General features: G+C 54.0%; 14 protein-coding genes and 4 tRNA genes. 8 read left to right on the forward strand and 10 right to left on the reverse strand.

All coding sequences use genetic code 11. The annotated features are described in order from the left end of the window. Positions 1-13: 13 nt before the first annotated feature. The gene (locus tag ACLHIL_RS03490) at positions 14-985 is read right to left on the reverse strand and encodes an ABC transporter ATP-binding protein (protein WP_411296562.1); all 972 of its coding nucleotides are present in this window, start codon (positions 983-985) and stop codon (positions 14-16) included. A gap of 214 nt (positions 986-1,199) precedes the next feature. After that, the gene (locus ACLHIL_RS03495; RefSeq protein ID WP_411296587.1) at positions 1,200-1,589 is read right to left on the reverse strand and encodes a YccF domain-containing protein; all 390 of its coding nucleotides are present in this window, start codon (positions 1,587-1,589) and stop codon (positions 1,200-1,202) included. 749 nt (positions 1,590-2,338) lie between these two features. Here ACLHIL_RS03495 and ACLHIL_RS03500 point away from each other — a divergent pair. Further along, a complete protein-coding gene (locus ACLHIL_RS03500; protein WP_411296563.1) occupies positions 2,339-2,761 on the forward strand; it encodes a hypothetical protein in 423 nt (140 codons plus the stop codon). 116 nt (positions 2,762-2,877) lie between these two features. On the opposite strand, the gene ACLHIL_RS03505 is transcribed toward ACLHIL_RS03500, so the two are convergent. The 6 genes from ACLHIL_RS03505 to ACLHIL_RS03530 all read right to left on the reverse strand — a co-directional run bounded on the left by ACLHIL_RS03505 (position 2,878) and on the right by ACLHIL_RS03530 (position 8,331). Continuing rightward, positions 2,878-2,949, reverse strand: a tRNA-Lys gene (locus ACLHIL_RS03505). Between the two features lie 256 nt (positions 2,950-3,205). Then, positions 3,206-4,156, reverse strand: coding sequence for an EamA family transporter (locus ACLHIL_RS03510; protein WP_411296564.1), 951 nt, complete (start codon positions 4,154-4,156; stop codon positions 3,206-3,208). Next, positions 4,146-5,072: an AEC family transporter gene (locus tag ACLHIL_RS03515; RefSeq protein WP_411296565.1), complete on the reverse strand. Its 927-nt coding sequence runs from the start codon at positions 5,070-5,072 to the stop codon at positions 4,146-4,148. The genes ACLHIL_RS03510 and ACLHIL_RS03515 overlap by 11 nt, the downstream gene beginning before the upstream one ends. A gap of 222 nt (positions 5,073-5,294) precedes the next feature. Next, entirely contained in the window at positions 5,295-6,065 is a 771-nt protein-coding gene (locus ACLHIL_RS03520) for an endonuclease/exonuclease/phosphatase family protein (protein WP_411296566.1), read from the reverse strand. 9 nt (positions 6,066-6,074) lie between these two features. Next, positions 6,075-6,479, reverse strand: a complete 405-nt coding sequence (gene msrB, locus ACLHIL_RS03525; protein WP_411296588.1) for a peptide-methionine (R)-S-oxide reductase MsrB — start codon at positions 6,477-6,479, stop codon at positions 6,075-6,077. Beyond that, positions 6,472-8,331: a mechanosensitive ion channel family protein gene (locus ACLHIL_RS03530; RefSeq protein ID WP_411296567.1), complete on the reverse strand. Its 1,860-nt coding sequence runs from the start codon at positions 8,329-8,331 to the stop codon at positions 6,472-6,474. Before ACLHIL_RS03530 ends, msrB begins: the two co-directional genes overlap by 8 nt. Positions 8,332-8,479: 148 nt before the next feature. On the opposite strand from ACLHIL_RS03530, the gene ACLHIL_RS03535 reads away from it, so the two are divergent. From ACLHIL_RS03535 to ACLHIL_RS03550, 4 genes are all read left to right on the forward strand, one after another. Beyond that, a tRNA-Glu gene (locus ACLHIL_RS03535) sits at positions 8,480-8,552 on the forward strand. A gap of 70 nt (positions 8,553-8,622) precedes the next feature. Next, positions 8,623-8,696 (forward strand) — tRNA-Asp (locus ACLHIL_RS03540). A 40-nt stretch (positions 8,697-8,736) separates the two neighbouring features. Then, positions 8,737-8,812, forward strand: a tRNA-Phe gene (locus tag ACLHIL_RS03545). Then, a complete protein-coding gene (locus tag ACLHIL_RS03550) occupies positions 8,812-10,041 on the forward strand; it encodes an ATP-grasp domain-containing protein (protein WP_411296568.1) in 1,230 nt (409 codons plus the stop codon). The genes ACLHIL_RS03545 and ACLHIL_RS03550 overlap by 1 nt, the downstream gene beginning before the upstream one ends. Positions 10,042-10,113: 72 nt before the next feature. Here the strand turns inward: ACLHIL_RS03550 and ACLHIL_RS03555 are convergent, their stop codons facing one another. Further along, positions 10,114-10,332, reverse strand: a complete 219-nt coding sequence (locus tag ACLHIL_RS03555; RefSeq protein ID WP_411296569.1) for a hypothetical protein — start codon at positions 10,330-10,332, stop codon at positions 10,114-10,116. Positions 10,333-10,337: 5 nt separating this feature from the next. Between ACLHIL_RS03555 and ACLHIL_RS03560 the strand changes: the two genes are divergently transcribed. The 3 genes from ACLHIL_RS03560 to ACLHIL_RS03570 all read left to right on the forward strand — a co-directional run bounded on the left by ACLHIL_RS03560 (position 10,338) and on the right by ACLHIL_RS03570 (position 14,274). Beyond that, positions 10,338-12,521, forward strand: coding sequence for a lipid II flippase MurJ (locus ACLHIL_RS03560; protein ID WP_411296570.1), 2,184 nt, complete (start codon positions 10,338-10,340; stop codon positions 12,519-12,521). A 908-nt stretch (positions 12,522-13,429) separates the two neighbouring features. Continuing rightward, a complete protein-coding gene (locus ACLHIL_RS03565; RefSeq protein WP_411296571.1) occupies positions 13,430-13,951 on the forward strand; it encodes a phage holin family protein in 522 nt (173 codons plus the stop codon). Further along, the gene (locus tag ACLHIL_RS03570) at positions 13,948-14,274 is read left to right on the forward strand and encodes a DUF3618 domain-containing protein (protein ID WP_411296572.1); all 327 of its coding nucleotides are present in this window, start codon (positions 13,948-13,950) and stop codon (positions 14,272-14,274) included. The genes ACLHIL_RS03565 and ACLHIL_RS03570 overlap by 4 nt, the downstream gene beginning before the upstream one ends. Positions 14,275-14,490: 216 nt before the next feature. On the opposite strand, the gene ACLHIL_RS03575 is transcribed toward ACLHIL_RS03570, so the two are convergent. Beyond that, complete coding sequence (locus tag ACLHIL_RS03575; protein ID WP_411296573.1) at positions 14,491-14,700, reverse strand: BldC family transcriptional regulator; 210 nt, start codon at positions 14,698-14,700, stop codon at positions 14,491-14,493. Positions 14,701-14,848: the final 148 nt, after the last annotated feature.

Genomic DNA, 14,848 nt, shown 5'->3' on the forward strand with positions numbered 1-14,848 from the left:
AGTAACGCTCATATTAAGCCCTTTCCGCTTCAACGAGAGTTGTGTAGACGTCCTCTAACGACGATTGTGTAATCGTCACATGACGAATACCGGGTACACCCAAGGCAATGCGCGCTACCTCATCAAGATCTTTTCCAGTGATCTTCACCTTCCCTGGCTCACACACCACCTCGCAGTCACATCCCGCTAAGACATTCTTTAGTGCCGCTTCTTCTCCGCTATAAGAAGCCAGCAGGGTGTAATGCGCAAAGCTATCTCGCAAAGCTGCCGTTGATCCATCGGCAATAATTTCACCGTTGCGCATGATAATCGTTCGAGCGGCGTAGGATTCAGCTTCTGCGAGATAGTGGGTCGCGAATACGATGCTTCGCCCGCGCCGAGCCTCCCGCTCCATAAATTCCCAGAATTCCCGACGCCCATCCACATCCATCCCCGTCGTCGGCTCATCCAAAATAAGCAAAAACGGATCGGAAAGTAGTGCAATAGCCAGACGAATTCGTTGCTTTTCTCCACCTGAACACTTTTGCACTTTGCGGTTGGCCAGGTGGGCAATACCTGTCGCCGCGAATACCTCATCAACGGATCGCGGTTTGCCGTGCGTCGCCGCAATCATCTTCACCATCTGAGCGACCGTCATTTCTCCGCGCAACGTATCGCTCTGCTGGACCACGCCCACTAAACCGCGTCTAATCGCAGTATGCGGATCCATGCCAAAAAGCGTGGCCGAACCGGAATCCGACGTAATCATTCCCAGCGCAATATCGATAGTCGTCGTCTTTCCTGCCCCGTTAGGGCCAAGTAGCGCGATAACCTCACCGGGATGCACCGTCAAACTCAGATCATTGACTGCCTGCACATTGCAGTAACGCTTAGAAATATGGGTTAATTCGATCGCGGTAACGCCGTCAGTTGCCGGCTGAGTATTAGAGCCAGCCGCTGCCCGCACGGCATCCATTGCTGATGACGATTCCCGATGTATACTCATGACCTCCATTAGAACACCTCCGGGCATAGTCTGCTACCCCCCCCTATTTCGAAACATAGCTCACATCGTTTTTACTGACGTGCCGCGCCTCCAGCGGGGCTGATGGAATCTGTCAGGTGTTTTAGGTACAAATCGTAGCGAAAGCAAAGAAAGGGTGAGCGTCGATCATTTGAGAGTTAAGCGCGGATAGCATTGATCAACAGGCCTCAAGAACTTAGAAAAGCGTATTCGTCCCGCGCGCTACTACCTGCTTACCAAAGGGAAAACACGTCACTGGAATGAGCTTAATATTTGCCACCGCAAGCGGAAGCCCAATAATCGTCACCGCCTGAGCACAAGCAGTAATCACATGCCCGATCGACAGCCACAAGCCAGCACATACAAACCAAATGATATTAGATACCTCCGAGAGGGGTTGCACATGCGGGCGGGAAACAACCGTCAACCCAAAGGGCCACAGCACGTATCGCGCAATCCGAAAACATGCCAAACCAGCCGGTGCAGTGATAATGAGCAGGCAGGCGATCACGCCGAAGAATACGTAGCCAAGGAATAGCCAGAAACCACCGAAAACCAGCCAGATCACATTAAGGACCAAGCGCATAACTCCACCGCCTTCCGCGTAGCAACGAGAAGATTCTTCCAGATTTGCCGAGCACGTGGTGGCGAGCATGCTCCGCCTGCAGCAGGATTACTCGTACAGCAGTATGCGCTGCCCGATCTGGGGGGGGGATTTATCGCAGGCCATCCGGCAATTGCACGTGCACAATCATCGCAAGGTTCCAGCCACCAAGGATTTCCGGCTCAGTTTTCGGGAGAAAGGCAGTAAGGCAGGCGAGGGCCGAGCTGCCCCAGAGCAGATCATATCTAGCGACGGCGAACTGGCTATATCACGCCAAATCATGCGGAATGTATCTCGTCATAGAAACTGGCTGCGCGCAGGCACCACCAACCATGCCGAGTCGCGTTAGATTAACACATTAGGCATATCAAGCTAGATACGTCTGCCATACCCTAGGCCATATCGCTACACCCTAATTGCTATATCTGGGTACATACCTTGGATATACCGAGACGTTCCAGACGAGTACACCACCTAACAGAATAGTTTTTCTCATACATATCCCGTCTGAAATACGAAGGCCCTATCCTGATACGTTCCACTGTTTCTGCCCTTGGCATTCACCTATGAATTACGCCCAGGGAATATCTCAATTCACGATTTTGCCCATACCCTTCACCTTACTAACACCTTGCATACGCACAGCTTTCATCGTCAGCTATGACGAAACAGTCACTTCCCCACTGCCCGCTTCCAGGCTTTCTACACCGCGGAGCACTAGCATAGACTCCATGAAAACCAAGATCATGATTTCTATTGCCGCCACGTTGGTGGCGCTAACCGCTTGTAGTTCATCTACTGAGAGCAAAACTGACGATAATGCTTCAGCGCCTGCGAATGACAAGGCGATCACTCTTTGCACGAATTTTGATAAAGCCGTCGCGAAGTTTACCGATCCCAGCGAACCGCTGACGTATCGGTTAAAGACTGCCCTGCCCCGTATTCGCCAAATCGCAGTGAGCGCAGACCCGATGGATTTGCAGCCCGCTAACCTGAAAACTGCTTTCCACGACGCTCACACCAAGTATGACGCGTGGGCACACACCATCTCTCCAGGCAACTTCCAAGGAGATAAGAAGCTCTACAACGAGTTGAAGACTTCCCTGCAGGAGACGGTAAAAGCATGTGATGCTGCGGGGTATCTGAAGAAATAGGCTTGCAGAATAAGGCGTAATCCTATTCGCTCTGGATACGAATGCCGCAAATATGTGCGCATAAAGACGCCGGTGGCTGGTTCCCACAATTGTAACCAGCCACCGGCGTCTTACAGTAGGCCCCGTGGGACTCGAACCCACAACCTACGGATTAAAAGTCCGCTGCTCTACCATTGAGCTAGAGGCCCGTGCACTGATCTTGCGCACACACGCCAGCGGGTGCGCCACCAACAGATCCCTATTCAACGATGTGAATGAGGGCTCACCGGCAGCTAAGCGAACCTAGCATCACGCATGCCACTGACTCGCACAGAGTCTACCTGAGGAATCCCCGCGAATAAAATTCAAATCCCCACAAGTGATGAGATCGCCACCACTTTCCCTGCTATCTCAGTCATTTCTCAGGCTAACTCAGCCTTATTCGCCCATACGGATCAGTGCTAGCTACATATCTGGCCTGGCGTGCCGACTTCGTATCGACTCACTGCTGACCAGCAGAACCGCACAGGTAACAAGTGCAATCCCCACAATATCTCCCACCCCTGGCAACTGGCGTAGGAGGAAAACGGCCACCACGGCTGAGGTCGCCGGTAAAATCGCATTGAACAACGCATACTGACCAGCCGGTATATTGCGCAGGATACGTGCGTCAATAACGTAGGGAACTACTGACGAACAGATTCCCACAATAATCATCATCCCGAGAAATCTCGGGTGCGCAAAGATAACGCCAGTTTGTGACACCGCGAGCGGAGCGTAACACAGGCAACCGATTCCCATACCTACTGCGAGCGCGCTGTACCCGCCCACCATTTTCGCTATTTTACCGCCAATCCAAAGGTAGCCCGCCCAGGCTATTCCCGCCGCAAACGCTGCTCCGATTCCCAGGAGCACTCCTGTTTGTTCCAGGCGCACACCTGCCCAGGAAATCGCCCCTACACCGCAGGCGGCACAGGCTACCGCAAGATAGATTCGTCGGGTACGCGCCGAACATACCGCAAGGAGAATTGGGCCGATATATTCAACAGCGACTGCAGAACCGAGCGGAATACGTGAAATCGCAATATAGAACAGCATATTCATCGTTACCAGCGTCAGCCCGTAACATGCCGCCCATCCCCAGGCGCGCCGAGCAAGACGGGGACGCTGCCAGATCAACATCACGAGCGCACCAACCGCAACGCGCCCCCAGCCCACCGCAAGGACTGCCGCCACTGCAAATAACCGCACAGCAACGGCCGCTCCGACGTACTGGATCACCCCCGAGAGGATTACTGCTCCGGCGGCACCCAGATGAGCAGTGGCACTCATATTGGCGGTGTTTACGTGGGGATTGGCACTGACCTGGGCATGTGAAGCCCCCGCATTAGAACTCGAAGACAGCTTAGGAAACATGGAACACCGCAGCAATAATGAGGAGAGCGGGCATGGAAGCCAGTGCCGTCACCACCACAGAATCCCGCACTAGCCCAACATTTACGTCATATTGCTGGGAGATAGCAAACAGGTTATTCGCTGTGGGGAAAATAGAGACGACCATCGCCGCCAACAGCGTCATCCCCCGCACACCCAAGGCCATTGCAAGCGCATACGTCAGTATCGGGCTAAGGACAATACGGAAACATATCGCAGTAAATAGCGGCAGCGATTCTCGGTTCAGTTTCGGAGGATTCGCCGTCGCAAGACTCACTCCCATAGCGATCATCATGATGGGAATCGTTGCGTCAGCCAGGGTATTAACCGGAACCCAGACCACCCGCGGAACAGATATTCCGGCAAGCATGACGGCAATGCCGGCCAATAATGCCACCAGTGGCGGCTGGCGGAAGGCATGGGCAAGTTGCAGTATCATCCGCGAGCTAGAGCGGCCGGTTGTACGATCAAGGAGGACGAATAGCGTCGGCACCAGGATAAGAACCTGGAATAGGATGATGCCAGCGGCTGCCGTCGCCTCCCCTACGGTCGCAATCAAAAACGGGATACCAATATTCCCAGCATTGGTATATCCCGACGCGAATGCCCCTAGAATCTCCTGCCCATCACGCAGGCCAAATAGCCGACGAGCGATGAGGAGATAACCTGCCATAAGCGTTATAGCGACAATAATGTTCGTTGCCAATCCAAGCGAAAAAACGTCATTAATGCGCGCTACGCTAACCGTGCGAAAGAGCATGGCAGGCATGGTGATATAAAAAACGAGTTTTGATAGTTCTCGATCGTCGCCTGGGTTGAGGATTCGCATTTTGACCAGAACGAAGCCGATCATCATAAATACGACGAGCACCCAAACGCTCAGAACGACATCTCCCACGCTCACACCCTACGCCGGCTGTAAGGAACGTGCAGTTTTGTCCATTTGCCGCACTGGTTCTCACTGCGTTGAAGTATGTGGTATTGGGCTATGGCCTGCACTAACGCACTAACGCACTAACGCACTAACGCACTAACGCACTAACGCACTAACGCACTAACGCACTAACGCACTAACGCAGCGTGCCACAACTCGTCATCTCACTACTAAGAAAAACACGCCTCAGGAACACGAATATTTTTCATCAAGACGGACGAATAATCCCGCATGGTCAGAGATCGGGAAAGAAACTACCCGCGAATCGATGAGGCGCACCCCGCGCCCGAGGATATGGTCAATTTGGAAGAACGGCTGCCAATTCGGTGAAGCATTAGCCCGAACAAGCGGCATTACTCCCAGCTGTGGCGATAGCGCTTCCTCGATATAAGGCAAACGCAAGTTCATATCGCCCATGAGGATCATGGGCAAACCGTGCGCAAAATCTGCCAGATGCGCTAACGCGGCGTCCAGTTGAGTCAGTGCAACGCGGCGAACCGTCGATAAATGCGTAACCCCTAGAGCAAGTGGCCCACCCTCGCTTTCAACAATCCCATATAGGCACGCCCGCGGATCTGGCCATTTAATCCGCCCGCGAGGATGCACCGTATCGGCAGGAATCCATGGGCTACGCCGCCCCGGCAATCGCCGCACATGTACCTCATGCACGGGATAGCGAGTGAGCAAGCCCATGCCGTAATGCCATTTCGTGCGGGCAAAATAGGGCTGTAATCCCGTGTGTTGGGCAAGAACAGCTAGTTGATCTACCCATGCAGAACGAGGCTTTCCTCGATCCACTTCTTGTACCCCCACAATATCGGGGGCTAATTGGGCGATACTCCGAGCTAGCAGCGATATTGATTCGGGACCGTTGCTACGCAACTGTGGGTCGGCAATCGCATACCCCACGGGCACAGGTTGACCGTACTGGATATTGAGGGTCAGCAGTTTCGTCATCAGAATGCGCTATTCCTCGTCAGCCACAAACCTCAGAGCAACAGAGTTCATGCAATAGCGCAAACCTGTTGGCGTGTGTGGCGCATCGGAAAAGACGTGCCCTAGATGCGAATGGCATCGAGCACAACGAACCTCCGTGCGAACCATACCGGCTGAATGATCCCTCACGTAGACCACTGCCTCACGCTCGTCAGGATCGTAGAACGAGGGCCATCCGCAATGCGAATCAAATTTTGTTTTTGAGGTAAATAGCGGTTGATCGCAGGCGCGGCAATGATACATCCCTGAACGCTGCTCATATAGCAGTTCGCCGCTCCCTGGCCGCTCTGTACCGGCTTGCCGCAGTACGTGATACTCAATCGGAGTGAGGAGCTGGCGCCACTGCTGTTCCGAATATTGTGCCGGATTATCCATTTTTGCCTCTCTCCGGCGAATCACTGGCTGTCGAGCTCCCTGCTGCCGGATTACCTCTTACTGAGTTATCTGCTGTTTCAGGGGTCTCTACCGCTGCTTCACCTGCTACCGGAGCACCCAATGCCGAATTGCCCACTACCTTCGAGGCAGAATGTCGCATTGCACGCTCTGCCGCCACATATTCGTCGTTATCAGACTGGTCACTTAGATATTCAGCGCGTTCACCGCCTAAGTGGATGGGGTTTTCTGACACAGGCGTATTGCCGCTATCGTTGCTCGCCGTTTTTTCCGGCTCATGAATTTCCTCTGGGTATTGCCTCTGGCTACGCATCTGCGGATGGAGATTTCTCTCTAAAGTTCGCTGACGCTCCTCGTATGCAGCTCGCCCTGGACCAGCGTATTTCTCTGCCAATTTATCCGCTTCTGGCGAGCCAGTGAAGAGTGCAGACTTATGCCCGTCGGTAATGACCGTCGGATGGGAAACCATCGGCCCGGTAACTCCCTGCTGTGCTAACTGCGCGGCTCGTTCCCGCACTGGAATCCGTAATAGTTGTTCAACTGCTTCGGCTGAGATCACTTCTGTTTCACGGGTATCGCGGGCTTCATCATGGGCCACTGCTGCCGGCATGAACGTCGGCGGGCGATCCTCTAAACGAGCCGAAACCTGCGCCAAGGTTGCTTCATTGAGCTCAACCACTGGTTGCATATCGTCGTCAATCTTCCGAATATGCGGCATGGCATAGGTGGCTTCGTACTGGATCCACTTCACGAACTCTTCACGCACGTAGTTCTTCAGGTCCGTTAACGTCGGAGAATCTTTTGCCGAGATGATGGCCCGCAAGGTCAGCGAGCTATTGCGTGTGGCGTCCGAGACTTGCATGACTCCAGTACGCCCATCCCACAGGTCTGTGCTGTGCAGGATATGTTCGAGTTGCATGCGCGCTGCGTCAATGGGAACCGCCCAATCCACTTCCCAGGTGACGTCACCCGTCATTTGCGGCGCACGGCGAGTCCAATTCTCAAAAGATTTTGTGGTCATGATCGTTGAGGGAACAATGATTCGTCGCCCATCCCACACCGCGAGGACCACATAGGTCAAAGTGATTTCTTCCACGGTGGTGTAGTGGGTTTCGTACATGACGATATCCCCCACCCGAATCGAATCAGTGAACGCAAGCTGGAGTCCAGCAAAGACGTTACCTAGCGTGGTTTGCGCAGCTAAACCAGCAACGACGGAGATGATGCCGGCTGAAGCAAAGATGGAGGCGCCAGCCGCCCGTGCCGCCGGAAAAGTCAACAGCACACCGGCGATACCGAGTAGCCACAGCACGCATACCAGCACGCGACGCAAAATTTGAGTCTGCGTCTTTACTCGGGCCGCACGCCCCTCGGAGGCTTCTGCCATGCGCAGATTTATCGCTTCGATCAACCCGTTAGCTAAACCGACGACGCACCAAGTGACGGCAAGAATAACAACAATAAGGAAAATTTGATCGAGGACGGCAACCCATGCCGGCTCTAAACCAGGCAAAATCGCCCGCCGCCCGTGGATCAATCCCATCCAGCCGCCAATAATAAGGAGCAGGATTTCCAACCGGCGCGATACCGAACGCGCAACCGGATCGACGTAGTGATGGCGACGCCCAACTGCTCGCAAAATTCCCACGACGATAAATCCGACCAGTATGCCGATTCCCACCCCAATTGCCACCGCCATTGCTAAGGCGAGGACGTCAAAGGTGGCGGCAACTGCTTCTCCAACTGGCGCGCTAATATCGCCAGGCGTATCCGTACTATCTGGCGACGGAGAGGCAAGAAATGCCGATGACAGAGCCCAAATACATGCATGCATGAATACCAGCCTAGGCGAGGAACGCCCCACCCTGCTCGAACGTGTCCCAGACCACGCCTTTTTGATTTTGCATTTTCACTAATTCCTGCCTATGCTAGTCGAGTTCCTCCAAGTAAAGCTGGTTCGGAATAACGACGAGAGTCACTAAGCCCCCATCGTCTAGAGGCCTAGGACACCGCCCTTTCACGGCGATAACACCGGTTCGAATCCGGTTGGGGGTACTGCTTCTTCGGAAGCGCTGATACAAATGGCAGATATGCCGTCGATATCAGCACAGTGCGAAAGCACACTGGCCCTGTAGCGCAGTTGGTTAGCGCGCCGCCCTGTCACGGCGGAGGTCGCGGGTTCAAGTCCCGTCAGGGTCGCAGGAGATTCGCCCGGTTTATTCGGGCGTTTTTTCTCACTGGCTCTGTAGCTCAGTTGGTAGAGCGTCCGACTGAAAATCGGAAGGTCACCGGATCGACGCCGGTCGGAGCCACCATGGATGTTCCACCAATCGTACCTGTGGTTTTTGGGGCTGACCTAGCCGAGTACTCGGTCGCCCGACTTTTTCATGAAACGTATGGAATAAAAACCCTCGTTCTTACCGATTGGATGCGCGGCAATATCAACCATTCTCGGATTCTTGACGTGCGCATGTTGCCCTCCGGCTCCCTGACTGATCCTGCGCGTCTCGTTCCCATCATGAAAGATATTGCTGACGAACACAGCGGAAAACATCTGCTCATGCTGGGAAATCTCGACGAAGCCCTGCGTATTGGAACCACCCATCGAGCTGAGTTAGAGCCACAGTGGTTCATTCCGGCGCCACCGGCTGAGGTTATTGATGCCGCTAACGATAAATCGCAATTTGCGCACTATGTTGAGCAGGCAGGCTGCCATTACCCCGCTTCAATACACATCCAGCTATCCGATCGCAGTAGCTGGGATAATGTTCGCCATCTGCGCGCGCCGTATGTTGTAAAGCCTGCTAATGGTCCGGATTACTTGCGGCTACGTACCTGTGGAGTAGAAAAAGTGGCTCCGTTCGCCACGTGGGAAGATCTCTACGCCTATCTCGATCATATTGCGCCAACCGGAATTAATATGATCGTTCAAGAGCTCATTCCTGGCGACGATACGACTCAATGGGTTGTCAATGGCTATATTCGTCGCGATGGGCAGCTTGCCGCCGTGGGTTCGGGTCAGGTTCTCTTGGGTCTGCATGATCCAACCCAACTCGGAAACGCTGGTCTGATTCTCGTGTGTGACCACCCCGAACTTGTCCGGCAAGGGCTGGCAATTGTTGAACGTATCGGGTTAACTGGTTTCTTCTCCCTGGATGTCAAAATAGATCCGCGCGATGGAACCGTCTACTGGCTCGACTTGAATCCGAGAATGGGGCGAGGAAGTTATTATCTGAATGTCGGCGGGGTCAATGTTGCTCAGGCGGTTACCGACGACGCGCTCTCACGCCCCTGCGGGTCGATCCAACGCCTCCAACGAGAAGGAATTTTCGCCGTCCTGCCCCGTTTTTTGGCTTCTCGGCGATATATTCGAGATCCGGAACTGCGCCGACGGATTCGCGCTGCTCGCGCCAACACCGTCAATCCGCTTGACTACTGGCCAGATTTTCACCCCCAACGACTGTTTTTCCGTGCCGCTTCGACCATTAACCATCTGCGGCGCACAAGACACTACTATCCACACCCCACTGACTCTGGGTTCTAATTCGTTACCATTACTGTATGAATTTCGGGCTGTCGAGCTACAAGCCGCGTCATGGCCGCGGAGCTGAACCTCTTATTCCTCGGTCACATTCCGATCGAGGCACTCACAGCACCCGAATAACATCAGGTCAGCGAGATACTTCTGTGCACCCATCTGCGCCTGCTCGCTCACACAAGGGCGCGGAGCCCCGTACCGTTTCGCCGCACTCATACCGTTCTGGTGCTCCTGACCGGCGCACACCACAGCCAGCTCCCAGTAGCCAATCGCATACGTCCACTGCACACTCGTCACTGATCATGTTCTTAGGGACGTTGACCTCCCGCGTCTTAGGGATGGTTCGCTCCCCTATTCTGCTTGGCGCTGTTGTCGGTCTTACCTCGTCGGTATCTAATTCTTTTGATGTGGCTAACTCTGCCCCCAATCTGCTGTATATGGTGATTGCTGGTGGTTTAGTCAATGCTGTGCTGGTGCCGGCTATCGTTCGTGCAATGAAAACGTCCAGCGATGGCGGCCAGGCATTCATCAATAAACTGCTCACGTTATCGATTGTGGTCTTAGGGGCGCTCACGATCCTCATCGCCCTATGCGCACCGATCGTTGTTAAGCTCTTCGCTGCGTCCATGCAACCGCAGTGGTATCGCTTGACTGTCCTGTTTGCTTACTGGTGTTTGCCACAAATCTTCTTCTACGGCATGTACACCATTTTCGGTCAGATTCTCAATGCTCGAGAAAACTTTGGGCCGTACATGTGGGCGCCGGTATTGAATAACGTGGTAGCTATCGCCGGCTTGCTGCTCATGTTGGCGCTGTTCGGTTCAGAAAATGCGGCTTCCCCATCAACCGCCGATCAGTGGATGGGATGGCGGGCCTGCCTTTTAGGGGGCGTCTCGACGCTGGGAATCATCATCCAGGCGCTCGTTCTCGTTATCCCTATGCGGCGCTTAGGGATTCATTTCCGCCCTGATTTCCGTTGGCGTGGCTCAGGTCTTGGCAAAGCTGGGCGCGCCTCGACGTGGATGATGGCGACAATGATTACCGGGCTATTTTCCACAATGGTACAGACGAACGTCTGTGCGGGAGCGACCGCCAGAGCAAGCCGCGCGGGCATGGAACTGGCGCAAATCGCAGGCAACTATGCCTACACCACGGCTTATGCCGCATATTCCTTGCCTACGTCATTAATCACTGTCTCGATTACTACCGCTGTTTTTACCCGTTTGGCCCGCTCTGCCATCAGCGAGAATATGAAAGCGGTGCGCGCCGATACGTCCTTGACTTTGCGCACCGTCTCCATGTTCAATGCCTTGGCTACTGCGGCTTTGATTGTTTTGGCGATTCCGCTGTCGCGGTTGCTCGTCCCCTCGGTTAGTGCCACCGATATTGTCACCTTGTCTCGCGTGCTTGTAGTCATGTCGTGCGGTCTGGTTGGCGTCGGTGCAGCAACCGTCTTTAATAAGGTCTACTACGCTTTGGAGGATACCCGCACCGCATTCTTTGTCAGTTTGCCGTGGCAAATTTTTGGTTTCCTCGGCTTCATCGTCTGCGGTTTCCTGCCCCCGCGCTGGGTAACTATCGGGGTTGGGATCGTCATGGCCAGCGCTAATATTTTCTCTGGTTTCGTCACGTATTATCTCCTGCATCGTCGCCTCGGCGGATTGGAGTTGCGCCGCGACGCGATCACGCACAGCAAACTGCTGGTCATTGGTATCCTGACGGGGATTATCGGCTGGCTTCCTATCCGCATGATTGGCTCGTGGCAGCTAGCGAGCAGCTTATCTCGATCTTTGTTGGCTTTCGTCGGCGTGGGCGCCATGATGTGTGTGGTGTTCCTGATCCTGATGGCGATTTTCCGAATGCCTGAAACTTACACTGTCATAGGCTATCTACGCAGATTAATAGCCCGTTTTACCCGACGGGGAACGCCACCTACTAATGGTGGGTCGCCTCAATCTGTAGGATCATCGCGATCTGCGACCTCATCTCGATCTGGGCGCACCTATGCTGCTAAGACTCCAGATGGGCGTATTCCGTCTTATCCTCCGCGCCCACCACAGAGCAACGGGGGGTATGGCTCTGTTCACTCCTCAGTAACTCCCGGAGCAGAGGGGCAACGGGCTGATCGCCTGCGCACGGTTCGCCCCACGCCGCGCACCAACGAGCGGTCACGCCCTGACGAGCGAAAGTACCCGAAAAAGAAGCAGCCACACAATCCACGTTCTGCAGATGGCGCGTCAGGGCGTGCGACCCGAGGTTCTTTTGCTGGCGGTAATCAGTCTTCTTCAACTCGTCAACACACCGGAAAGCCACATTCGGCTCAACAACAGCCTGAGCGTACCAATCGACGCCGTGGCGATCAGGCAACGAAGAGCTCAAAACAGTATCCGGCACGCTCCACCCAAAAACGTCAATCCTCGCCGCAGAGCGGGCGTTCTGGGGAATCATCTGATCGCCGCTCTCCTCGTTCGGATAAACAGCGCTGAGGTCTAGGTAGCGGCGCTGCTCCGTCACTACCACACACAGATAGAGCGGTATTCAGCAACCTTAGCTCCACGGATACTAAGGCATACTTAAGCTCGGTAGCGTTTGGCTCGGCGCGATATTCACACAGTAAGCGTTTGGGATTGGCACAGCGCGCCACGCAGCTAGCGTATTCGGATTGCCCCGATCTCGATTGGTGATTGCGTGGTTTAAGTAGTCTAGTCAGGCTAACACGAGGCCCAGCGCCGAGATATACATTTAGGAATAAGGAATACCCTGGCACATAGCGCGCTTATCTCCGTGCTCTAGTGATGGTGCGCTAGGCGCTTTGCTCAGCTCCCACCGAGCAAAGCAACACGCAGCAGGCTATCCGTCATCTCTATCCATGATTCTTGAGCCCGAGGTGGGGATCCTTCTTCTCCCACACACGAAGTCCATAGGGCCGATAAATTGCGCCCGGAATAATGGAATCTAGTCGTATAGGCTGCGTCTGCCTCGTCCTTTTCCCCCAAAAAAGCATCGGCTATCGCCATATCCAGCTTTAGTAGGGCGCTCTAGGATTTTTGCCGGTGATCCCCTCCCCGCCCCAAAAAAAAGAAACTCATCTTAGCTAGCACGTATTGGTGCAATGTGGCATAGCCAATAGCGCTATGCACGCTGGCAGAATCACAGGCAGCTTTTGCATATATCAGTTATTTCTTTGCCGCATGGATTCGCTATATCACAAGAAAAATCCCACTTTCATCCAGCGATAGCAACACGTAGATAACACGGTTTTATTCCCTTACGCTGGGCTAGTGCCTTTCACCTTGCGTGCATTTGCCAACAACGAGTCGAAAGAGTCATCATTCCGTGCAAAAATGGGGGAAACACTCGGGCGTGCCGCGCGCCCATCTGAAGGAGTATATCCGTGACTGATAAAGACAACACATCGCGCACAACGGACAGCGAGAAGATCTCCCTTTCCGGGGATTCTCGTCCGGCACCAACAACCCATTCGGTTGAAGGCCCTCAGACCTTATCGGGTCGCAGCCCAGTGAAGTCTGGTCCGGGAACGCAGTCCATCGGGGAACTTGTCGCCAAGGTGACGGCTCAGTTCTCTGCCTTGGTGCGTGACGAGATTACGTACACCAAATTGCAGGCTACCCAAAAGGTCAAGAATCTGGGCACTGGCGGGGTGATGTTCGCTATCGCTGGCGTGCTCGCCCTGTATATGTTCGGCATTTTGTTGCTGGCTGGCGGCTATGCGCTCTCCCTTGTCGTACCGCTGTGGGCAGCATTTTTGATTGTGGCTGGTATCCTTCTCCTCGTCATTCTCATTCTCGCTCTCATCGGGAAGAGCAAGATGGATGCGGCTAAAAAGAATGTGATCGATCCTGCTGGCGGCATGAAAAAGAATGTCGCAGCCGTCAAGAAGGGAATCAAGAAGTGAGTAGCGCACAGTACAAGAAAGCTGCCGATTATGAGGCCCCTAAGAACGTGCCAGATAATCGCAGCGCAGAAGAAGTGAGCCGCGATCTAGAGCGCGTGCGTTCCGAGCTGACGGATACGGTTAATGAGTTGGCAGCTCGCCTTGATCCGAAGAACCTGAAAGAGGACGTCAAGGTTGCCGCTCAGGAGAAGCTCACTCAGACGAAGAATCAAGCGCAGAATCTTGTTTCTGACGCAAAATCCGGCGATAAGAAGGCGCTTGCCATCCTCGGCGGAATTGGGGCTGGAGTGGCGCTCCTGGTATTGCGCAAGATCATGAAATAGTGCCCTTGCACGGGATAGCGTGTGGGTGGTGTTGATATATCAACACCACCCACATTGTGTTAATACAGGTGTGGGCGGCAGGGAATTCCCTGCCGCCCACATGTTTACGTCTTATTTATCTCGCCTAGCTGGTCGGATCTCCACCCGGGCGAACCTCATGCACGATATCGCAGAATCGTCTGCGTATCGAATAGGACGATGTATTTGCGTGCTGCTTTACTCTGCAGTTTCGTCCGTGGTTTCCTCGACGACCTGTGCCCGGTTCATTGCCTCAAGCACCTTGCTCCGCGGGAAACGACGGTGACCTCCAAGCGTGCGAACTGATGGCAGATCGCCGTTATTAGCCCAGCGGGCAACCGTCTTTGGATCAACACGGAAGAGTGCTGCCACCTCAGCAGGCGTCATTAGATCATTATCAAAAGCCATAGTATTTTCCTCGCTTTACCACATTACAACCTGTTTGCAACGTAGCTTTTTGGCTACAAAGACGAAGATCGACAGCGAAAACATGCTTGCGCAAAAAGCATGCTCCCATCCGCAAACCTTCCTCCATGTCGTGAATTATACCTGTTAT

The organism is Trueperella sp. LYQ143 (genome assembly GCF_046599595.1).
Classification (GTDB): domain Bacteria; phylum Actinomycetota; class Actinomycetes; order Actinomycetales; family Actinomycetaceae; genus Trueperella.